Origin of the sequence: Hymenobacter monticola (assembly GCF_022811645.1) — a bacterium.
Taxonomy (GTDB): Bacteria; Bacteroidota; Bacteroidia; order Cytophagales; family Hymenobacteraceae; genus Hymenobacter; species Hymenobacter monticola.
The window spans coordinates 3,670,600-3,692,328 of record NZ_CP094534.1 but is presented as its reverse complement, the minus strand read 5'-3'; the positions used below and the strand labels follow the sequence as shown (position 1 = coordinate 3,692,328).

Below are 21,729 nucleotides of genomic sequence, written 5' to 3'. Positions count from 1 at the left end.
CACTATTTCATGCTGAACATCATCTTCATGGGCACGCCCGATTTTGCCGTGCCCACCCTCGAAAGCCTGCTGGCCTGGCCCGGCGGCCAAGTGGTAGCCGTCGTCACGGCGCCCGACCGGCCCGCCGGGCGCGGCCGCCAGCTGCAGGCTTCGGCCGTGAAGCAGGCCGCCGAAGCCCACGGCCTGCCCGTGCTCCAGCCCACCAACCTGAAATCGCCCGAGTTTCAGGCCGAGCTTCAACGCTACGGGGCCGATTTGCAGGTAGTGGTGGCCTTCCGCATGTTGCCCGAGGCCGTTTGGAACATGCCGCGCCTGGGCTCCATCAACATCCACGCCTCGCTGCTGCCGCAGTACCGCGGCGCGGCCCCCATCAACTGGGCTCTGATGCACGGCGACCAGGAAACGGGTGTTACCTCGTTTTTCCTGCGCCACGAAATCGACACCGGCGACCTGATTTTGCAGCAGCGTGTGCCCATCGCGCCCGACGACGATTTCGGCAGCCTCTACGACAAGCTCAAAACCGTGGGCGCCGGCTTGGCCCGCCGCTCCGTCGAAGCCATTGCGGCCGGCACCGCGCCCAGCACCCCGCAGGAGCAGCGCCCCGACCTCCGCCCGGCCCCCAAGCTGCAAAAGGAAACCGGCCGGCTCGATTTCAGCAAGCCCGCCGCTGAGTTGGTGAACTGGGTGCGGGGCCTCTCCCCCATTCCCACGGCCTTCGCTGCGCTGCCCGACGGCCGCCTGTTGAAAATTTTCCGTGCCCAGGCCCTTACTGCCGACGCGGCCGGGCAGCCACTTGGTGCGCCGGGCACCTGGGCTTCAGACGGCCGCCACTACCTGCGCGTGGCCGCCGCCGACGCGTGGCTGGACTTGCTGGACGTGCAGTTGGAAGGCAAAAAGCGGATGCCGGTGGCCGAGTTGCTGCGCGGCTTCAAGCTACCGGCGTAAGTAGCATAATCATATAAGAACGGTCATGCTGAGCGCAGCCGAAGGTCTCTCTACCGCAATAGCAATTGACTTACTCATGCAGAGTAGAGAGACCTTCGGCTGCGCTCAGCATGACCGTTCTTTTTAACAGTGTACTTCTCAATTTTTACGTAGAAAACCCAATGGTTTCATTCGTTGTCGCCGTGGCTGAAAACGGCGTGATTGGCGCGAAGGGCGAACTGCCCTGGGGCCGCTTGCCTGCCGATTTGCAGCATTTCAAACGCCTTACTCTGGGCCACCCGGTGGTGATGGGCCGGCGCACCTTCGATAGCCTGGGTAAGGCCCTGCCCAAGCGGCCCAACATCGTGATAACGCGCCAGGCCGGCTGGTCGGCCCCCGGCTGCGAAACCGCGGCCTCGGTACTGGCCGCCCTAGACCGGGCCCGCGAGCTGGACGAGGAAGTGTGCGTCATTGGCGGCGGCGAAATCTACAAAGAGGCCATGCCCGCCGCCGACGTCATCTACCTCACCGAAGTGCACCATAGCTTTGAGGGAGACGCCTTTTTTCCCACGCTCAGCCCCACCGAGTGGCGCGAAGAGACCCGCGAGCGCCACGAACCCGACGAGCAACACGCCTACGCCTTCAGCTTCGTAACGCTGCGGCGGCGGTAAAATGGTAAATGAATAAATGAGTAAGGGGGACGTTCAATGGCTGCTTGCCGTCGAACGTCCCCCTTACTCATTTATTCATTTACCATTTTACCGCATGAGCACCAGCTTGCCCCAGTCGTTTTTAAAGGCTTTATCGCCGGTGGTGGCGCGGTGCTTGAACTGGCCATTCGGGTCGTCGAGGGCCACGCGATAGAGATAGGTACCGTTGGCGAGGCGGTCGCCGTAGGTATCGGTGCCGTCCCAGGCGTACTCCGAGATGTTGTTGCCGATGTGCAGCGGGCCCAGCTCGCTCATGAAAATCTCGCGCACCACCCGGCCGGTGAGGCTCATAATCTGGATTTTCATGTTGTTGGGCAACTGGTCGCCGGTCAGCGTGAAGATAAAGCGCGCCTTGCCCACCACAGGGTTCGGATACGGGTACACGTTGGAAATCTGCGAAGTACTCACCACCTCGAACTTCACTTGGAAATCCTGCGAGCCCGCGGCGGAGTTGCTGGGGTCGCGGCCCTGCACGCGCAGCGTGTACATGCCATCGGTGAGCGGGGCGGCCTTGCCGGGCTCGAAGGTGAGCTTGGCCACGCTGCCCTTGGTTGCATCTACCGAAAAATCCACATTGCTGCCGTTCAGGTCAACGGGGGTGGGCAGGCCCACCTGCCCGGGGCGCAGCAACGAGACCGTGAAGGCCGAGCGGTCGGTGATGTGGCGCAGCTTGTCTTCGTCGTTCAGTTGAATCTGGATGACCGGCCGCGACGACACCAACTCGCCGTTGAGGATGTGGCGGCCGTCGATGGCCACGTCCAGCGTGGGCGGCACGTTGTTGTCAATCACCCCAAAGGCCGCCAGGTTCAGTTCGTTGTTGAACAGGTTGACCTCGGGCAGGGGGCGCGGCGTGGGGTTCACGGTCACCTTGGTAACGAAGTTGCCAAACCGGCCCGTCATGGGAAAAGTCACCGGAATGCGAATGGTCGAGTCGCCCTTGAGTTGGCGCGGCGCCGTCACGTACACGGGCGGCAGTGAGACGCCGGTATCCTGGTTTCGCAGCTCTACTTTGGCCCGCAGCGGCGTGCCAAAATCGAAGGGGCTCACGTTCTCAAACACCACCGGGAAGGTCAGCGCGCCATTGCCGCCGGCCTGCGCGGTGAGCGTGGCAGGGTCATATGCATTGCTGGGCGTCGCCAAATCGCGGCGCACCACGCCTTCCGGGACGCCCTGGTACGTAATGAACCACTCCTTAAGCTGCGGCGCATTGCGGTTCACGCTGTCCTGCATGGTCAGCTCCAGCTGCATGTAGGGATACTGGGCGGCTGAGTACCGGCTTAGCGAAAGACCACCCCGGCTGGGCGAACCGGCCGGCACGTTGCTTTCCAGCACAGTGCTGCGGTTGAGCGTGTCGATGCCAATCACTTTGAGCGTGTAGCTGCTCGTGGCATTCGGCCCGCGCTGAATCCAATGGTAGAGGTTTTGCCAGCTTTGGGCCGGGCCGATGCGCACCGACGTGATGGTGCCCCGCGTGGTGGGCGTGCGCAGCGTATCGGTGAGGCTGATGGCCTGGCTGTAGCGCGGCGCGGCGCCGGTGGCGGTGCTGGGGCCCGTTTCACGGATGAGGCGGCCGCCGTTGGTGCGCTTCTGCGCCAGCAGGGCAAAGGGGTCGCCGTTCTGCAGCTGGTTCACTAGCTGCGAGCCCAGCAGGGTGCTGAACGCCGTGCGCACGGTGGTCAGGCTGGGCCAGCGCAGGCGGTTCATGCTCACCACGGCCACATAGGCCCCATCGGGCACAGCGGCCAGGAAGGTGGCCAGCTGTGCCTGGCGGGCAGTGCTGCTGTTCAAGGTGTTGAGCGTGTCGGCCGCGCTGGTCACCGGGTTGGCCCCGAACGTGTAGAACCCTTGCGGCGACTGGCCGCAGGTGGCCGGTGCCGGCAGTCCGCTCACGGGCTGCAGCGTGCGCTGGTCGTACACGGCAATGAGCAGGTTGGGGGCGGCAATGCCGCAGTTGGACACCAGCGGCGGGGTGAGCACGTTGGTCAGAATGCCGAAGCCGGTGTTCGAGAAAGTGGGCGCCGCGCCTGGCAGGCCGCCGCCACGCGTGCGCAGCACCAACGGCTGGTTTTGCGTGCTGAAATCCCAACGGCCGGAGGGGGCCACTTCCACTCCCTGGCGCTGGTCGCGCCGGAACTGGGCAAAGTGACTTTGCGACCATCCGCCCGCCGTGCGGCCCTGAATGATGCGGAAGGAGCTTACCACCCAGTTAGCGTCTTCGTCGCCGGCCGGCGTCTGGAAACGCACGCGCCAGTACCACACCACGCTGTCGCGCCCGGCTACGTTGGGCAGCGTGGGGCGCCAGCTGGGCGTGAGCGTGGCCGTCACCGTACCCGATACTTGCTTGGTGCCGGGGCCGCTGTTGAAGGAAGCACTGGTGTCGGCTTCGAACTCGTAGCCGCGGGAGGCGCCCAGCGGGTCGTTGGTTTGGGCCACCAGGCGGGGCCGGTTGTTGCCCACAATAGCGAATTCCACCGGGTTGAGGGTGGTGACGCCGCCGCGCAGGAACGTGTAGCTGATTTGGGCGGTGTTGTTGGTCTCGCTCGTCTCCGTCACGCGGTTGCGGTAGTCGATTTCTACCTCGAAAGTATTCACACCGAATACGTTGGTCGCCGTGGGGTTGGTCAGGCGGAAGTCGTAAGTAGCACTGCCCTGCGGCGCTTGCGGGAAGGTGCGGGTGGTGGTGCTGATGGTATTACCGCTTATCTTCCGCGTCACCCGGATTTCGACCGAGTCCGTCGTGACTTTGAGCGGGTTGCTCACCCCAATCATCAATGAAAAAGCGGGGGACGCCGCCGTGACGGTGAGGGCCGGCGCCACCGGCCGGATGGACAGCGTGGCGTTGCTCACCTGCAAGTCCGGCAACGGCGGCGCGTACAGCGACACGGCCGGGTCGCCGTGCCACATGGTGCTCAGCATCTGCTCCACCGCTATAGGGTCGCTGGCTAAGAATGTTCCGCCGGGGCCTTGCAGGCGGCGCACAGTTTCGTTGTACACAGCCGGAACGGCTTTCCCGTACCAAGCAGGGTCGTTGAAAAGCAGACGGGTGAGCTGGTCTTTGGAAATGTCGAGGTAGCCATCGTACCCTTCACCCGTAGTGCCCATGCACCCGATTGCGCCTTTGCGGGCCGAAAAAAGCCAGCTTTCGAAATACGTGGGGAAATTTCCCTGAAACAAATTAGCCGAGGCGCAGCCATCAATCATGATGACCGGGTACTTGCCCGGGTTGTTGTAGTTGGGGTTCGAATCGGGCGTGCCGAACTCCAGGCTGAACGCGGTGGGCGAGCCGTGCCCAAAGTAGCTAATCAGTCCCAGCCCCGTGGTGAGATAGGAGGAAATGTCAGCCGGCACCAGCAGCGAAGGGCTGCCCACAACGTTCACAGTGGTCCGCTCAATTAGGTCTACCACTCTGCCGCCAAACAAAGGCTGCTCCACGTACGTCTTGTATTTGTTCAAGTAGTCACGGAAATCCGTAAACTCTCGCGGCTGAGTTCCGCCTGCCAGGTGCAACACGTTTTTGCGCCAGGGTTGGTCGCCGGCCCGCTCGTAATCCCCCAGCTTTTCCAGATAGTTCATGACCTGGGTCGGGGTGGTGGCCGTGAGGCGGCCCGTGATGAGCTGGGCCGTGAAATTGTTGTTGGCGTAGTCGGCCGTCAGCATGTTGTCCGACACCGACCGGGAAGAAGTGGGCACCAAATCCAGCCCTTGCTCGCCCAGCACCCGCGGCAGCAGCGCCGGGTTGTGGATGGTACCCGACGTTCCGCCCGCGGAGGGCTGCAGGCCTTTGCCCAGCAACAACAGGTAACGGGAGCGGCCTGGGGTGTTGGCCGCCGAAATCCAGCGCGCGAAGTGGCGCAGGGCCAGCCACGACCGGTCGCCGTAGGTGAACTGGTCGTAGAGCTGGTGCGAGGTCACCATGAGCGTGTCGTAGCGCGTCAGGCCGGCCGTGCGGGGGTTGGCGCGGTAAGAGGCGTAGGACAGGGCCGCGTTCTGCGTGCCCGGGCCCGGCCGCATCAATTGCCGGTGGGTGATGATGATGAAGTTGGGCTGGGCCGCGTCGATGACGCGGAAGTTTATCCGCTGGGGCGGCAGCGGGGGCCGCGCAGCCGCGCTTTCCTCGGCCAGCAGCAGGGTATGCGTGGCGCTGGTGTTGGCGTTGGGAAACACGAAGCGCCGCCGGGTGCCAGTGGTGGTGCTCACCACCCGCTGCACGTTGTAGAGGTCGTGCACGTCGAAGCCCACCGCCGTGGCCGGAATCGAATCCGTTTCAAACTCATAAGTGGCCGGTCCGGCCAGGGTCGAATCGTTTTGGAAGGTCACGCTGTGCCGGTTGCGAAACCACCGGTTGGCCTGGGGCACCACGTAGCGGATATAGCCCATGTAATAGTTGTCGCCGGCCACGGCCGACGCATCCAAGTGGTGGTATATCCCCACAATTCCGTTGACGACATCGGAGCGTTGCAGGGTGAAGGTCTGCCGGTACCGGCGGCGCCCGGACCAGCGCATCACGCCCAAGGTCCGTTCGGCACCTCCCCCCACCTTCACCAAGATTTCAACCGCATGGGGGAAGGGGATTCCACCATTGGTCACATCGCCCGGGGCGAATAAGCACACCTCTACCGTCGGATTGGGCCCGGTGGTAGCCACCGCCCGCACCAGCGAATCGGCGTTGGGCCTCTGAGTTCCGGTCCCGAAAAAGCCTTCGCCTGACTCTATCCAGGGCAAATAATCCCCCGGATTCTTAGGCGTTTCAATGTAGCGCTCCGTTTTAACATTCAGCTGGGTGTGCAAGCGGTGCGGGTGCACCGTGCCGCCGGCAGCCACGGGCTGCGCCATGTGCCGGGCCGTGGTGCCGGGCGTCCAAGTAAGGAAGTAGCTGGCCGTGTCGGTGTAGAAGCTGTAGTAAGGGTGGGTTTGGTCCGCGGCCTGCTTATACAGCTCGGTGTCGAGGCGGCCGTCGTTGCGCAGGGCGTAGAACTCAATGAACGAGGTGGGGTCCAGGGTGGTCGGGTTGCCGCCCACGTAGGTGGCCACCTCTTTGCCGCGCCGCCAGATTTGCAGCTGGTTGGGGGCCACACCCGAAATGCCGGCCTGCGTCAGGTACTGGTAATCGAGCTTGTAGAGGCCGTCCTTGACAATTTTGATTTTGTAGTAGGTCTGGCCCCGCACAATCCATTCATTGCCCACCGGCCCCGACTGGGCCCGCGCCGGGCCCCAGCCCAGCCCCAGGCACAGCACCAGCAGCGCCAAAGCTAGCTGCTGCAACGACTGCAAGTAATTTTTACTCATAATAATATTCAATTGACAGAGAATTTATAGTTACGGCGCGTGTACGCGAAACCCGTGCGTTGGTAGCCCCGGGCCGGCTTATTTGAAGCCGTAGCCCAGCGATACAATCAGCGAGTTGGTTTGCGACGTGCTGCCCAGCTTCTCCACGGCGAGGCGCGAGAGCGCCAAATCGACGCGCAGGCCGCTGATGGCCGCCCCCGCCCCAAGGCTGTACTGGCCTTTCCAGTCGCTGTCGTAGCCGCCGCCCGCGTTTTTGGTGAAGCTTTGGATTTTCTGGTAGTTGCCCACGCCGCCGCGCAAATACACCAGGTTTTTGTAACCCAGCTCCAGGCCCGCGCGCGGGTCCACGCTCACGGTGCTACTCGAAATCAGGGTGCCGCGGTTGCCGTCGGTGGTGGTTTCCAAATCAGCGGCCAGCAGGGCCGAAAACTGCTTGGGCAGTTCTACGCGGCGGCCCACGCCCAGCACGAAGCGCGGCAGCGTGATTTCGGCGCTATTGGTCGGAATGGCATCCACGCCGTTGGCCGTTGTGTTGTTGATGCCCTTCTGGTACTCGGCGGCGTTGATGCTCCACTGCGTGAAGGTAGTGGTGATGTCGCGCGCCATCAAACCCAGGTTCCAGCCCTTGTGGTTGTACTGCACGCCGGCATCGATGCCGAAGCCGTAGCCGTTGGCAAAGCTGCCGATGTTGCGGTAAATGACTTTAGCATTGGCTCCCACGCTCAAACCCTCCACCTTCTCAATCTTGCGGGCGTAGGAAAGCAGCAGGGCGTAGTCGGCCACCGAGAAATAGGTGATTCTGTCGTAGTTGATGCCGCCGTACTCGTCAAGCAGGGCGCGGGTATCGGCAATGTTGTCGACGCCCAGGCGCATCACGCTCACGCCGATGGCGCTTTTGCTGTCGAGCGGCATGGAGAAGGCCGCGTAATCGTTCTTCACGATGCCCGAAAACAGCTCGGAGTGCATCAGCACGCCGTCGTACTTGTGGGTTTGGTTGGTGAGGCCGGCGGGGTTCCAGTAGCCGGCAGTGGCGTCGTTGGCCAGGCTCACCTGCACTTTGCCCATGCCCAGGGCGCGGGCCCCCACGCCCAGGTTGAGAAATTCGTTGCTGTACTTGGGCGTTTTGGTTTGGGCGGCGGCGGGCAGCGCCAGCGCCACCGAAGCTCCGAGTGCCAGCAGCCCGCGGGCGGCAGAGGAAAGTTGGGACATATAAGAAGGTAAGTGAAGGTTTGGCGCCGTGGCAACGCAAGTTACTCCATTATAGTGCGTCAGGGCCCGCGAATTTCGGGCCAATACGCCGTTCGCGCCGGCCGGGCCGCTATAAGGCGCGCCGCAGGCCATGGCTGGCCCCCGCGCAGCGCCGGTGCCCGGCTTCTCCCCTGCTGGTTTTGCCCAAGACTTTGGCTTATTGGCAGCGCCGCAAACATGGCGACATCAAAATTTAACAAAAATTTTATTGCTGACAATCAGTCACTAATAAAATATTATTCGGGCAAGTAGTGAATTATTCATCCAGTACCTTGCGTTACAAAGTACCTACCATACATTTGTACTGTTTCTCACCCACTAGTAATTCGCAACGCCCATGAAACTCGAGAACACCCAGGTTCAGATGCGCAAGGGCATCCTTGAGTTCTGCATCCTGGAAATCATCGCCCGCGGCGAAGCCTACGCCTCCGACATGCTGGAGGAGCTGACTTCGGCCCGCATGATAGTGGTGGAGGGCACGCTCTACCCGCTGCTCACCCGCCTCAAAAACGCCGCCCTTCTGGACTATGTGTGGAAGGAAAGCACCAGCGGCCCGCCCCGCAAATACTACACCCTAACCGACACCGGCCGCCAGTTCCTCGACGAGCTGCGCGACACCTGGGAGGAAATGGCCACCTCGGTCGGCATCATCCGGCACAGCGCCCCCTCCAAGCCCGCCGCCTGATTTCAACCTTCTTTTTCCTTCCCCACTCACCGCATTAAACGGCCGTTTTTCAGCCATTTATCATGAAAAAGAACATCAGCATCAACCTGCAAGGCATCATCTTCCACATCGAGGAAGACGGTTTTGAGGTGCTCAGCCGCTACCTGGCCGAGGTGAAGGCGCACTTCGCCAACTACCGCGGCCACGAAGACATCGTGACCGACATCGAGGGCCGCATTGCCGAGCTGTTTTCGGTGCGCCTCTCGCCCATGCAGCAGGTCATCACCCTCGACGACGTGAACGCCATGGTGGCCAAGATGGGCCGCGTGAGCGACTTCGCCACCGACGACCTCGACGCCGAGGACGTGGAAGAAACCGCCACCGCCAGCAGCGCCAGCGCGTTTGGTCCCGAGGGTGCGTTTGGCACCAAAGGGCCCTTCGGCCCCGAGGGTACGTTTGGCCGCAAGGGTCCTTTTGGCCCCGAAGGTGCTTTCGGCCCCGGCGCCACGTCTGCCGACGCCGCCCCTGCCGAGCCCAAGCGCCTGTACCGCGACATGGCCCACCGCAAAATAGCCGGCGTGGCCGCGGGCATGGCCCAGTACTTCGCCGTGAACCCGGTGTGGGTGCGCCTGGGCTGGCTGGCCCTGGTGTTCATCTTGCCCGGCTTGTTTGGGGCCCTCAATTTCCACGACGGCGACTTCCACTTCCAGTTCGGCGGCTGGGCGTTCCTGGCCTACGTCATCCTCTGGATTTTGCTGCCCAAGCGCTACGACGCCCCCGCCCCCACCGATGCCATGCTGAACCAAGGCCCGCTGGCCGGCCGCAAGCTCTTCCGCGACACCGGCACGGCTAAAATCGCCGGCGTGGCCGCAGGCCTGGGCGCCTACTTCAACATCGACGTGACGCTGGTGCGGGTGCTACTGCTGGCCGGCTTGTTTGCCGGGGGCTTCACGCTCATGCTCTACATCATTCTCTGGATAGTCTTGCCCGAGGCCAAAACGGTCTCGGACAAGCTGCGCATGCGCGGCGACGACATCACGCTGGAAAGCTTCGACAGCAGCGCCCGCAACAACGCGTTTGCCGAGGGACCCGTGACGACAAACCGGCCCGTGGGCGCCTTCGTGGAAGATGCGGCCCGCAACCTGCGCCCGGCCGTGAACTTCGTGGGCTCGGCCATTCGAATTTTTGCCGGCATTGTTTTGACTATTACCGGATTTAGCCTGCTGGTGGGCTTGGCCATCGCACTGGGCGTGGGCATTGGCCTACTGCCCCATTCGCAAAACATTGTGTTGGGCGATGCACCGGCGCACGTGATGCTGAATGGCGTGCCCTCCTGGGGAATTCTGGCCGGATTCCTGGCCCTTGGCATTCCCTCGTTGTCGCTGCTGCTGGGCGGGCTGAACCTGCTGTTCCGCCGCTCCCTCATGCCGCGCACGGTGAGCCTGTCGCTGCTGGGCCTGTGGCTGCTGAGCATTGTGGGCCTGGTGGCCGCCATTGCCCAGCAAAGCCGTGAATTTCAGTACGAAACCACGGTGGAGCAGTCGGAGCGCTACCCCAAGCTCACGACGCCGGTAATCATGCTGGACCGCCGCCACGTCGACCGCCAGTGGGAGCAGCACGTGGAACTGCGCATTGTGGGCGTGGATAGCGGCAAGACGGTGGAAGTGCTGCGTACCATGGGCGCCCACGGCGCCAGCGAAGAAGCAGCCCGCCGCAACGCCCTCACCACCATCGACTACACCATCCGGACCAGCGGCGACTCTTCGCTGGTGCTCGACGACCATTTCTCCTTCCTGCCCGACGCCAAGTACCGCCGTCAGGAGCTGACCGTGACCCTGCGCCTGCCCCGCGACCGCACCTTCCGCCTGGGCCGCGACTTCGCCTACGACCTGCTCCGCGATGAAGACTTCGCCAACAACCACCGCCCCGAAGACCCCGAAACGCACCGCTACCGCCTGCGCGGCAACAAGCTGGAGTGCATTGGCTGCACCGACGAAGACATGGGCGTGGAGCTGCAAACGGAGGATTCTGACTCCGACGTGAATGTCGACATCAACACCGACGACAGCAGCTCCGACGAGGGCGATAGCAACGACGAAGACGGCGACAACAAGGAAGGCATCTCGCTCAACTACGGCGGTGCCCCTTCCTTCGACACCGACCTGAACAGCTATGGCAGCAGCCGCCGCAGCTTCGAGGAGAGCGGCTTCAACCGCGTGAGCGTGGTGGGCGGCTACCGCGTGGTGGTGCGCCGCGGCGACAACTACAAGGTGGAGGCCGCTGGCAGCAGCGAGGGCGTGCTCAGCGACATCCGCATGGAGCGCGACGGCGACGAGCTGCAAATCAAGTCGCGCAATAACACGTCGCTGTTTGGCGGCAAGTGGAACAACAGCGACAAGAAGGTACTCATCGTCATCGAGCTGCCCAGCATTGAGCGCATTGAGCTGGCCGGCTCGGTGCAGGCCGACCTCGGCGGCTTCGAGCGCCAGGAGGAGCTGCGTGTGGAGCAGGCCGGCGCCAGCCACCTGCGCCTCAACGGCGACTATGGTACCCTGAAAGTGCAGCAAGCCGGTGCTTGCCGCACCACCGCCACCGGCCGCGCCGATGTGCTCGACCTCGACGCCGCCGGCGCCTGCGAGCTGGCCGCCGCCAACCTCGCCACCCGCACCGCCACCGTGGACGTGGCCGGCGTGTGCAAGGCCCGCCTCAACGTGTCGGACCGCATCAAGGGTGAAGCCGTGGGCGCCAGCGAAATTGCCTACAGCGGCAAGCCTAAGAACGTGGACCTCGACTCGACTGGCCCTTCCAGCGTGAAGCGGCTGTAAAAAGCTGCCTGGGCTGACAGAACGTGTACCCCGAAGCTCCGCTTCGGCCCGCGTCGGAATCGTTCGGCTGAACCGAAGCGGAGCTTCGGGGTACACGTTCTGTCAGCGCAAAGGCTTTAAGCCAAAATTTTCTAGATTAATATATTAATCGCAGGCAACGCTCTTTTCGTAAACTGCATCTATGTCCCCGAAACCAAGAAGTCAGGCTTAGTTTGGTGAGTGAACGACGCCTCCTTCCGGAGCCAGCCCTTTGGCCGCCCCCTGCTGCAACAGGAAGGCCAAGGCTGGCTCCATTTCGTTTTTAATGGTGCCTTCGAGAATGGCTTCCATCACGGCTTCCTTCAGCTCGCCCACCTGGCGCGAGGGCTTCAGCCCAAAGGTTTGCATGATGATTTCGCCGGTGATGACGGGCTTGAAGTTGCGCAGGTGGTCTTTTTCTTCCACCTCCTTCAGCTTTTCTTCCACCTGCGTGAAGTTGCGCAGGTACCGCTCCTTCTTTGTGTGGTCCTTGCTGGTGATGTCGGCCCGGCACAGCAGCATCAGCCGGTCGATGTCGTCGCCGGCCTCAAACAATAGGCGGCGCACGGCCGAGTCGGTCACGGTTTCCTTCACCAGCGCGATGGGGCGCAGGTGCAGGCGCACCAGCTTCTGCACCATGCGCATCTCCTCGCCCAGCGGCAGTTTCAAATCGGTGAAGATGCCGGGCACCCAGCGCGCGCCCTTGTCTTCGTGGCCGTGGAAGGTCCAGCCCACTTTGGGGAAGTAGCGCTTGGTGGCGGGCTTGGCAATGTCGTGCAGCACGGCGGCCCAGCGCAGCCACAGGTCGCCGCCGGCGTTGGCCACGTTGTCGAGCACCTGCAGGGTATGGTAGAAATTGTCTTTATGGGCGTGGTTGCCCACTTTTTCCACGCCGTGCAGCAGCGCCATCTTCGGGAAGATGAGCTGCAAGAGCCCCGTCTGAAACAGCAGCTTGAACCCGTAGCTCGGCGTGGGCGATTCAATTATCTTGTTCAGCTCCACGGTGATGCGCTCCTGCGACACAATCTTGATTCGGTCCTTGTTCCGAATGATGGCGTCGAAGGTATCGGGCTCGATGTCGAAGTTGAGCTGCGAGGCGAAGCGCACGGCGCGCATCATGCGCAAGGGGTCGTCGGAGAAGGTCACGTCGGGCCCCAGCGGCGTGCGAATGGTTTTGCTGGCCAGGTCCTTCATGCCCTCGTAGCGGTCCACCAGCTCACCGAAGTTTTCGGGGTTGAGGCTGAGGCCGAGGGCGTTGATGGTGAAGTCGCGGCGGGCTAGGTCTTCTTCCAGCGTGCCGGCTTCCACCTCGGGCTTGCGGCTTTCGGCGCGGTAGCTTTCCTTGCGGGCACCCACAAACTCGATGTCGCCGGCCTCCTGGGTGGGCAGCATGGCGGTGCCGAAGTTCTTGAACACCTGCACCCGGCCGCGGCCTTTTAGCTTGGCGCCCACGGCCTGGGCCAAGGCAATGCCGTCGCCCACGGTCACCACGTCAATGTCCTTGCTGTCGCGCCCCAGCGCCAAATCACGCACGTAGCCGCCGATGACGTAAGCGGGCTGCTTCAACTCAGCCGCAGCTTCGGCGATGGTTCGGAAAATAGGCAATTCGGGCAGTTGGGGCGTGTTCATGGGCGCAAAGGTCGCAAAAGAACGTGTACCCCGAAGCTCCGCTTCGGCCCGCGCCTGAATCGTTCGCCCGGGCCGAAGCGGAGCTTCGGGGTACACGTTCTACTCCCGCACCACTTCCAGCTTGCCGCCTTCGCCCAGGCGCACCACCCGCGAGGGCGCCACCCGCGTGTCGTCGTCCTGCCGCCAGGTCACCACGTGGTCGACCCCGCGCACGATGGCCGGGTCTACTTCCGAATACACGGCCGGCGTGGGTTCACCGGCTTTATTGGCGGAGGTGGACACCAGCCCGTGGGCCAGCCGCCGCACCAATTTGTGGCAAAACTCGTCTTTCGGCAGCCGCAGGCCTACGGTGCCGTCGGGCCCTACCAGGTCGGGCGCAAGGGCGCGGCTGGCGGGCAGGATGTAAGTGGTGGGCCGGGTGTCGGCCGCCAGCATGGCTTCCAACTCATCGGGCACGTCGGTGGTGTAGCGCTGCAGCATGGCCCAGTCGGCCACCAGCACGATGCTGGGCTTGCCGGCCTCGCGGCCCTTGAGCTGGTAGAGCTGCTTCACGGCCTTTGGCGCTTCGGCGTCGCAGCCCAGGCCCCACACGGTATCGGTGGGGTAAAGAATGACCTGCTGCAGCAGCAGGGCATCGACGGTGGCCTCTACTTCTTGTTGGAAACGATTCATGGGGCGAAATGTAGCGTGGACTCTGCGAGTCCGCGCATGTTAAATACCAATATCAAACTAGTGCCCGGACGAGGCGCGGACTCGCAGAGTCCACGCTACCTGATGGTCTGGCACAGCTCCACCAATACGCCGGCAGCGCTTTTCGGGTGCACGAAACACACCAGCTTATTATCGGCCCCGCGCTTGGGCTCCTCATTCAGCAGTACGAAGCCCTCCGCGCGCAGCCGTGCCATCTCGGCCCGGATGTCATCCACCTCAAAGGCTACGTGGTGAATGCCCTCGGGCTTTTTGGCCAGAAACTTCGTGATGGCGCTATCGGGCGAGGTGCCGGCCAGCAGCTCAATCTTGGAGCCGCCCACCTGGAAGAAAACGGTATCGACGGCTTCGCTGGCCACGTGCTCCTTCTTATAGGGTGCGGCGCCCAGCAACGAGGTGTAGAGGGCAGTGGCGGCTTCGAGGTCGTGCACGGCCAGGCCGAGGTGTTCGAGGTTGGTGAGCATGCAGGGAGTTGAAAAAGGGATGCGCTGATGCCGCTGACGCCGAAAAAACCCGGTTTCGCCGAGTAATTCGGGCCCGCGCCGAAAGTCAGCGCATTTCCTTATTTAGATTGTATCTACTTTTGTGGGACCAAAGAAAACTGATTGCCCCCGAACCATGTTCTAGAGGGGCATCAGCTATTCGCTGGTTTCCTATTTGTCACTACTGCTGCGCTCCATGCTCAAGCTCCCCATTTACCTCGACAACAACGCCACCACGCCCCTCGACCCGCGGGTGCTGGAGGCCATGATGCCTTACCTGACCGAAGTATTCGGCAACGCGGCTTCGCGCAACCACCCCTTTGGCTGGGCCGCGGAAGAGGCCGTGGACTACTCCCGCGACCAAATTGCCAAGCTCATCAACTGCGACTCGAAGGAAATCATCTTCACCTCGGGCGCTACCGAGTCCGACAACCTCGGCATCAAGGGCGTGTTTGAGATGTACAGCCAGAAGGGCAACCACATCATCACCGCCACCACCGAGCACAAAGCCGTGCTCGACACCTGTAAGCACATCGAGAAGCTGGGCGGCCGCGTGACCTACCTGCCCGTGAACGAGCAGGGCCTCATCAGCCTCGAAGAGCTGGAAGCCGCCATGACGCCCCAGACCATTCTGGTGACCATCATGTACGGCAACAACGAGACGGGCACCATCCAGCCCATCCGCGAAATCGCCCGGATTGCCCACGCCCACGGCGCCCTGTTCATGACGGACGCCACCCAGGCCGTAGGCAAAATTCCAGTTGATGTGATTGCCGATGGCATCGACATCATGGCCTTCACGGCCCACAAAATGTACGGTCCGAAAGGCGTAGGCGCCCTCTACGTGCGCCGCAAGAACCCGCGCGTGAAAGTGACCGCCCAGATGGACGGCGGCGGCCACGAGCGCGGCATGCGCTCGGGTACCCTCAACGTGCCCGGCATCGTGGGTCTGGGCAAGGCTTGCGAGCTGGCCCGCCTCGAAATGGAAGCCGACACCGCCCGCCTCTCGGCCATGCGCGACCGCCTGGAGCGCGAGCTGCTGACCCTGGAAGAAAGCTACGTGAACGGCTCGCGCGAGCACCGCCTGCCCCATGTCACGAACATCAGCTTCAAGTACGTGGAAGGCGAAGGCCTGATGATGGGCGTGAAAGACCTGGCCGTATCCTCCGGCTCGGCCTGCACCAGCGCCAGCCTGGAGCCCAGCTACGTGCTCAAGGCCCTGGGCCTGAGCGACGACCTGGCTCACAGCAGCCTGCGCTTCGGCCTGAGCCGCTTCACCACCGACGAGCAAATCGACTACGCCATCAACCACGTAAAAGAAGCTGTGACCAAACTCCGCGAAATGTCGCCCCTGTGGGAGATGTTCAAGGAAGGCGTTGACCTCAGCAAGATTGAGTGGGCGGAACACTAGAAATTTTGAATGTTGAGGGTTGAGTTTTGAGTGATGTGCCTCACCTCATTCGTTCTCTAAACTCAGCGTTCCGATACATTCAAAACTCAACATTTAAAACTCAACACTACAATAATGGCTTACTCCGATAAGGTAATCGACCACTACAGCAACCCTCGCAACGTGGGCACGCTGGATAAAAGCAAAAAGAACGTAGGCACCGGCTTGGTGGGTGCCCCTGAGTGCGGCGACGTGATGCGCCTGCAAATTGAGGTGGACGAAGCCACCAACACCATCACCGACGCCAAATTCAAAACCTTTGGCTGCGGCTCGGCCATCGCCTCGTCGTCGCTGGCGACGGAGTGGCTGAAGGGCAAGACGGTTGACGAGGCCCTGGCCATCGACAACATGGAGATTGTGGAAGAGCTGGCTTTGCCGCCCGTGAAAATCCACTGCTCGGTGCTGGCCGAAGATGCCATCAAGTCGGCCATCTCGGATTACCGCGTGAAAAACGGCCTGCCCGCCCTGGAGCTGTCGCACCACTAATCTGGTTTTATCCCTGTCATCCTGAGCGTAGCGAAGGACCTTATCACCGACGAACGAAAACCGTTCTAACTTGATAAGGTCCTTCGCTGCGCTCAGGATGACTTTTTTATTCTGTCACCCGATGGACGAATTTGAAATTGACCGGCTGCAGCGCGAGATTCAGCAGTACCTGGGCCTGACGGCTGAGCAGGTGCGGTTTGAGTTTCGGCAGCTGGATGGCCTGACGCGGCTGGACTTGATTACGGTGAATCCGCGGCACCAGCAAAGTTTCCTGTTTCGCTACGAAACGGGGCGCGACCAGGTGGAATGCCTGCAAAAAATGCTGGACTACGTGAAGCGCTTCCGCGACACCGAAAGCTCCTACACCGTGCAATGGCGCAGCCCCGGCGACCGGGAGCTCCACACATCTTACTTCCGGGCCCACAACGCCTACGAGGCGCTGGATAAGCTCTACTTCGGCCGCGACCTGAACGCCATCACGGTTTTCAGCGTGGTGCTGAACCCTAGCTCGTAATGAGTGGCAAGCAATAAGAGTCAGCCAGCAAGAGAAATAAATACTTCTTGCTGGCTGACTCTTATTGCTTGCTAATTAATAGCTTAGACAGATTTCAGCGCGCTAGTGAACAAAGGCTTTCGCTGGCTTGTTTATAATCTATCTAAATTGCACCCGCATTTAACCACTAGCTGAGTGGACCCGCTCCGCTCCTATTGCCATGATTACCGTTTCGGATAAAGCCAAAGAGAAAGTTTCGCGCCTGATGCACGACGCGCATTTGGATGATACTTACCGCCTGCGCGCCTCGGTGGCCGGCGGCGGCTGCTCGGGCCTGAGCTACAAGCTGGACTTCGACAACGAGGTGCGGCCCATGGACCAGGAGTTCGAGGACAAGGGCGTGCGCGTGGTGGTTGATATGAAGAGCTTCCTGTACCTGGCCGGCACCGAGCTGGACTTCTCGGACGGCCTCAACGGCAAGGGCTTCCAGTTCAACAACCCCAACGCCTCGCGCGAGTGCGGCTGCGGCGAGAGCTTCTCCGTCTGAACCGCAGATTATGCAGATTTAACGGATTTCACAGATTTTCTTCGATGGCCGTCGGCCAGACAACAAAAGAGGGCCGCCCAAGTGGGCGGCCCTCTTTTGTTGTCTGGCCGACGGCTGGCGCTGGCTTGTCCTGCTTAATGCACAGCGTTGGTTACACTCACACCGGTAGCACATCAGGGCGCAATAGCGTTAATCCTTTAGCAGCTATTTAGCCTGAGTAGCTCAAACCATTCCAAACAAAAAAGCCACCCAATCAGGTGGCCTTTTTGCTACATTACAGGTTGCAGAATCTGTGAAATCCGCTAAATCTGCATAATCTGCGGTTCTGGCTACTGCTTCTCGAACTTCTGGACGTTGCGGCCGTTCGGCGTTTGCAGCTCCAGGAAGTAGAGGCCGGCGGGCAGCGTGCCCATTTCTACCGTGGCGGTGCCGATTTCGGTGGTGCCTTGCAGCACGGCTTGGCCCAACTGGTTGAGCACGCGGTAGGGCGTGGCAGTCTCGGCGATGAAGTGCAGGGCACTGCTGGTCGGGTTGGGGTACAGGAGCACCTTGGCCGCTTCGCCGGAGCCGGCCACGGCTACCACGGGCGAGAAGGCCACCGTGCCGTCGGCGTCGACTTGACGCAGGCGGTAGTAGAGGGCGGCTGCGGGGGCCGCTTTATCGAGCACGGCGTAGGCGGTGGCGCGGCTGCTGGTGCCCTGGGCCTGGGCGGTGGCCACCGTCACGAAGTCGCGGGTGTTGAGGCTGCGTTGCACTTCGAAGTAAGCGGCGTTTTTCTCGGTGGCGGTGGTCCACTTCACGGCCACGCCCTGGGCGGCCTGGCGCTGGGCGCCGAAGCTGCTCAGCTGCACCGGTAGCGGGTTAATAGTGCGGTCTGCGTCGGTGCTAGCTAGGGCGAAGTCGGAAAAGCTAGTGAAGTTGCCCGAGGTGAGTGTACCGGCTTGGAAAGAACCACTGGCAGGGGTAGCAGTACCGGTCGTGAAGCGGCCGATGGAAACCCATGGCTGTGCGCTGTCACTACGCTTGGCTACCACTATGCTGGCCGCAGTCGAGTCGGTCACTTGGTCGTCGGTTCCGAAGCGCAACGTGATAGTGCCACTAAAACCGCCGGGCTGCATTACTGCTGCACCCGTCGCATCGTAGGACGTCAGAGTTACGTAGCGGAAATTGCTGACGCGCTGCACTGGAGCCGTCACATTAATACCGCCGCTCTGGTTGATTAGCTCGGCTTGGTAAATAGCGTTGCCTGATTGGGTGGCAATATTGAGCTTAGCAGGGCGATAGGCTCCGTCCTTACCAATGGGGAATAGCACCGAACGGCTGCTGTTAACCGCAGCAATGGCCCGCCGCAACGGCCCGTTGACGTAGCCGGTTTCGCTAGCCGTTACGGCCACGGAATTACCCAATAGTGGCAGGTTGGTGGCCGCGGTTTGCAGCACGCCGTTGGTCAGCGTCAGAGCCGTGCTCAAGGTGAGCGGGCTACCCAGCGTAACCGAGCCATTTCCAGTACGGTTGAGGATGAAGCTTTGTAGCATCTGGGCGCCCGAGGCAAAAGCTACGGTGCCCAGTGCACCTGTACCGCCAATGCTGAGGCTGCTGTTAGAAGACCCGCGCAGGGCACCCGGGCCCGCAATGGTGCCGTTGAGTACCAGCGTATGGCTGGCCCCCAGGCCGAACTGGCTGGTGTTGCTGCCCAGCGTAAGCGTGCCATTGACGGTAAGCGTGGTGGCCGCCCCCGTCGGCGAGACAAAGAGCAGGTAGCTGCTGCCATTCATCAGGCGCAGGTCGTTGAGGGTGCTGGCGCCGTTGGTCAATTGCAGGTAGCCCGGGTCGCCGGTAGTTTCCAGGTTCAGCGACGAGGCCGGCGTCAGGGTTAGCGTACCATCAGACCCCAAGAGGTTATTCATAATAGCCGCGCCGCCGGGCATAAAGCTGAGTGTGTTACTGTTCAGGGCCAGCGTGCTGCCCGCCGTCAGTTCTACCCCGCCGTTGTCGCTCAGGCCGGCCGTGCCGGTTTCCACCGGTGTGCCGCCATTGGCATCGGCCAGCACAGCGTTAGTGCCGCTGCTAATGGTGCGTAATTGACGCAGGCGTAGCGTGTTTCCGTTGCCGCTAATGGTTTGCGTAGTGCCGCCCGATAGCGACAGGTTGATGCGAGTGGCTGAAGTGAGGTCGAACGTAACGGTATTCAGCAGCGTCACGTTGCCATCTACTACTACCAGCGAGCCGTCTATGTTGTTGTCGGCCCCGGCCACGTTGGATATGTTGTCCAGCGTTAGGGTACCAAACACGTCGGTTTCGCCGGCCGCAAACAACTTTGTGCCGCCAGTAAGCTTTAGGTTCTGGTAGGCGAGTGAAGCAGGCACAGTGTAAGTGCCGCTAGCTTGGGCAAACTCGATGGTGCTGGTAACATCCTGCACGATGGTTTGCGTGATGTTGGTGTAAGCCGCCGCCGCGGGGTTGGCGATGATGAGTGTGCTATTAGCTGCCTGGTCGAGTCTGCCAGTGTAAGTGAAGCCCGCTGGCACGATGAACGAAGCGCCGGCCGTCAGAACTGCCTTCGAGTTCGTGCCCGACACCACCCAGTTGGTGGCAATGGTGCGGTTAGTGCCCGTGATATTGTAGGTGCTGTTAGCAGCCGTGAAGCTGGTAGGCGCGGTGCCAGTGCCATCAGTATTGGTACCGAAAGTGGCTAGTGTGTTTAGGTTACCAGTGGCCTTAGAGTAGAATACGAGAGCGGGGATGGGCGCCACATTTCCATCAAGTTTAACATCGTCTACCGTATAGACTGCAGAACCGTTTGTACCTCCGTAGGGGAAAATGCGGAAATAGACGGTTCCGGTCACATTTTGCAAAGCAGTGACGTTGCTAAAAGAAAAGCTTCGGGGGGTGAGCGTAGTGCTGGTGCTATAAGTGCCAACGACTTGAGGATTACTAAAACTGCTCGATGAACTGTATAGCACGTCCACCGAGGTAGGAGGCAAACCGCCACCAGACGTCAAAGCAGACTGGTCTTTGAAGCTTAGCTCGCTCAATGACATTTGGTAATTAGCGTTGGGTGTCACGCTGAAGCTCACATAATTAGTTGATATTCGAGTGGATGAGCCATTGTTATTGTAATTGCTTGTGGCGTAGACGTTAGTGGCAGTGGTTCTCCCATTGGTGCCGCTGAAATTACTTCCCGAGACGTTCGCGCTGCTAGCGGGCGGTGCATCGGCGGCAACTGTACGGTTGGGAAAAGAATACAGCAACAGGGTGCTATTGGCTGGAGCGGACGTTACAGTGAACGTCGAAGTGGTGGTGCCGCCGCCGGGTGCGGGGTTGGTAATGGCAAGGTTGTAGCTGCCGGCTGTGGCAATATCGCCGGCCAGCACGGCCACCGTCAGTTGCGTGGGCGAATTGTAGGTGACGGCGCGGGTGGTGCCGTTGAAGGTAGCCGTCGAGCCCGTCACGAAGTTGTTCCCCGTTACGACGAGGGAGAAACCGGCGCTACCGGCTACGGCAGTGCTTGGGGCTAAGCCGCTGATGGTGGGAACGGGGTTGGGCGCTACCGTGAACGTGGCCGTGCCCGAGGTGCCCCCACCCGGTGCCGGGTTGGTTACCGTCACGTCGTAGGTGCCTACGGTGGCTTGGTCGGCAGCCGTCAAGGTAATGGTAAGCTGGGAGGGCGAAACGTAGGCGGTGGTCCGGGTGATGCCGTTGAGGCTTACCACCGAGCTGCTGAGAAAATTAGTGCCCGCTACCGTCAGGGTTTGCGAAGCCGTGCCGACAAATACCGAGCTGGGCGTTAGGCTGCTGATGGTGGGAACGGGGTTGGGAGCCGGGGCATTTACCGTGAACGTGGTAGCAGCGCTAGTGCCTCCACCGGGCGCGGGGTTCGTAACGGTCACGTCGTAGGTGCCGGCAGTGGCCTGGTCGGCTGCCGTCAGCAAAATGGTCAGCCGGGAGGCTGAAACGAAAGCAGTCGTGCGGGGGGTGCCGTTGAAGTTCACCACCGAGCTGCTGAGGAAGTCGCTGCCGTTTACCGTGAGGGTTTGCGAAGCCGCGCCAGCCGTTACCGAACTGGGCGAGATGCTGCTGATGGCCGGGGCAGGGTTGGGGGCGGTAGTAAACGTTTCTTGGGAGCCGTAGCCGGTACCTGCGCTGTTAGTAGCATAGGCCCGCACGTAGTACGTAGTGGCAGGGGCCAAGCCAGTGAGGGAAACAGTGAAGGCCCCCGTGCTGGTACCAGTAGCCACTGCAGTAGAGTTGGACGTAGT

The 21,729-nt window shown here is 61.5% G+C and carries 14 protein-coding genes; 8 read left to right on the top strand and 6 right to left on the bottom strand.

What is annotated here, in order from left to right; all coding sequences use genetic code 11:
* The first annotated feature begins 9 nt into the window (after positions 1-9).
* A complete protein-coding gene (gene fmt, locus MTP16_RS15205) occupies positions 10-945 on the top strand; it encodes a methionyl-tRNA formyltransferase (protein ID WP_243511181.1) in 936 nt (311 codons plus the stop codon).
* Between the two features lie 161 nt (positions 946-1,106).
* Positions 1,107-1,595, top strand: a complete 489-nt coding sequence (locus MTP16_RS15200; RefSeq protein ID WP_243511178.1) for a dihydrofolate reductase — start codon at positions 1,107-1,109, stop codon at positions 1,593-1,595.
* Positions 1,596-1,682: 87 nt separating this feature from the next.
* Here the strand turns inward: MTP16_RS15200 and porU2 are convergent, their stop codons facing one another.
* Both porU2 and MTP16_RS15190 read right to left on the bottom strand, forming a co-directional pair.
* Positions 1,683-6,920 (bottom strand): putative type IX secretion system sortase PorU2, encoded by a 5,238-nt coding sequence (porU2, locus tag MTP16_RS15195; RefSeq protein ID WP_243511176.1) that lies wholly within the window; start codon positions 6,918-6,920, stop codon positions 1,683-1,685.
* A 78-nt stretch (positions 6,921-6,998) separates the two neighbouring features.
* The gene (locus MTP16_RS15190; RefSeq protein ID WP_243511175.1) at positions 6,999-8,129 is read right to left on the bottom strand and encodes a putative type IX sorting system protein PorV2; all 1,131 of its coding nucleotides are present in this window, start codon (positions 8,127-8,129) and stop codon (positions 6,999-7,001) included.
* A 376-nt stretch (positions 8,130-8,505) separates the two neighbouring features.
* On the opposite strand from MTP16_RS15190, the gene MTP16_RS15185 reads away from it, so the two are divergent.
* Positions 8,506-8,853, top strand: a complete 348-nt coding sequence (locus tag MTP16_RS15185) for a PadR family transcriptional regulator (RefSeq protein ID WP_243511173.1) — start codon at positions 8,506-8,508, stop codon at positions 8,851-8,853.
* A gap of 62 nt (positions 8,854-8,915) precedes the next feature.
* Entirely contained in the window at positions 8,916-11,657 is a 2,742-nt protein-coding gene (locus tag MTP16_RS15180) for a PspC domain-containing protein (protein WP_243511171.1), read from the top strand.
* A gap of 207 nt (positions 11,658-11,864) precedes the next feature.
* On the opposite strand, the gene MTP16_RS15175 is transcribed toward MTP16_RS15180, so the two are convergent.
* The 3 genes from MTP16_RS15175 to mce form a co-directional block, all read right to left on the bottom strand.
* On the bottom strand, positions 11,865-13,304 hold the full coding sequence (locus MTP16_RS15175) for a CCA tRNA nucleotidyltransferase (protein ID WP_243511169.1): 1,440 nt from the start codon (positions 13,302-13,304) through the stop codon (positions 11,865-11,867).
* Between the two features lie 99 nt (positions 13,305-13,403).
* Positions 13,404-13,976 (bottom strand): L-threonylcarbamoyladenylate synthase, encoded by a 573-nt coding sequence (locus MTP16_RS15170; protein WP_243511167.1) that lies wholly within the window; start codon positions 13,974-13,976, stop codon positions 13,404-13,406.
* Positions 13,977-14,071: 95 nt separating this feature from the next.
* Complete coding sequence (gene mce / locus MTP16_RS15165; RefSeq protein ID WP_243511165.1) at positions 14,072-14,476, bottom strand: methylmalonyl-CoA epimerase; 405 nt, start codon at positions 14,474-14,476, stop codon at positions 14,072-14,074.
* A gap of 214 nt (positions 14,477-14,690) precedes the next feature.
* Between mce and MTP16_RS15160 the strand changes: the two genes are divergently transcribed.
* The 4 genes from MTP16_RS15160 (at position 14,691) to MTP16_RS15145 (ending at position 17,470) form a co-directional block, all read left to right on the top strand.
* A complete protein-coding gene (locus MTP16_RS15160) occupies positions 14,691-15,905 on the top strand; it encodes an IscS subfamily cysteine desulfurase (RefSeq protein ID WP_243511164.1) in 1,215 nt (404 codons plus the stop codon).
* A 114-nt stretch (positions 15,906-16,019) separates the two neighbouring features.
* Positions 16,020-16,430 carry a Fe-S cluster assembly scaffold IscU gene (iscU, locus tag MTP16_RS15155; RefSeq protein WP_190923982.1) on the top strand — a complete coding sequence of 137 codons (411 nt, stop codon included), beginning with the start codon at positions 16,020-16,022 and terminating at the stop codon, positions 16,428-16,430.
* Between the two features lie 121 nt (positions 16,431-16,551).
* Positions 16,552-16,944 (top strand): hypothetical protein, encoded by a 393-nt coding sequence (locus tag MTP16_RS15150; RefSeq protein WP_243511162.1) that lies wholly within the window; start codon positions 16,552-16,554, stop codon positions 16,942-16,944.
* Positions 16,945-17,143: 199 nt separating this feature from the next.
* On the top strand, positions 17,144-17,470 hold the full coding sequence (locus tag MTP16_RS15145; protein ID WP_243511158.1) for a HesB/IscA family protein: 327 nt from the start codon (positions 17,144-17,146) through the stop codon (positions 17,468-17,470).
* A 329-nt stretch (positions 17,471-17,799) separates the two neighbouring features.
* Here MTP16_RS15145 and MTP16_RS15140 read toward each other — a convergent pair whose 3' ends face one another.
* Entirely contained in the window at positions 17,800-21,660 is a 3,861-nt protein-coding gene (locus MTP16_RS15140; RefSeq protein ID WP_243511156.1) for a beta strand repeat-containing protein, read from the bottom strand.
* Positions 21,661-21,729 lie beyond the last annotated feature (69 nt).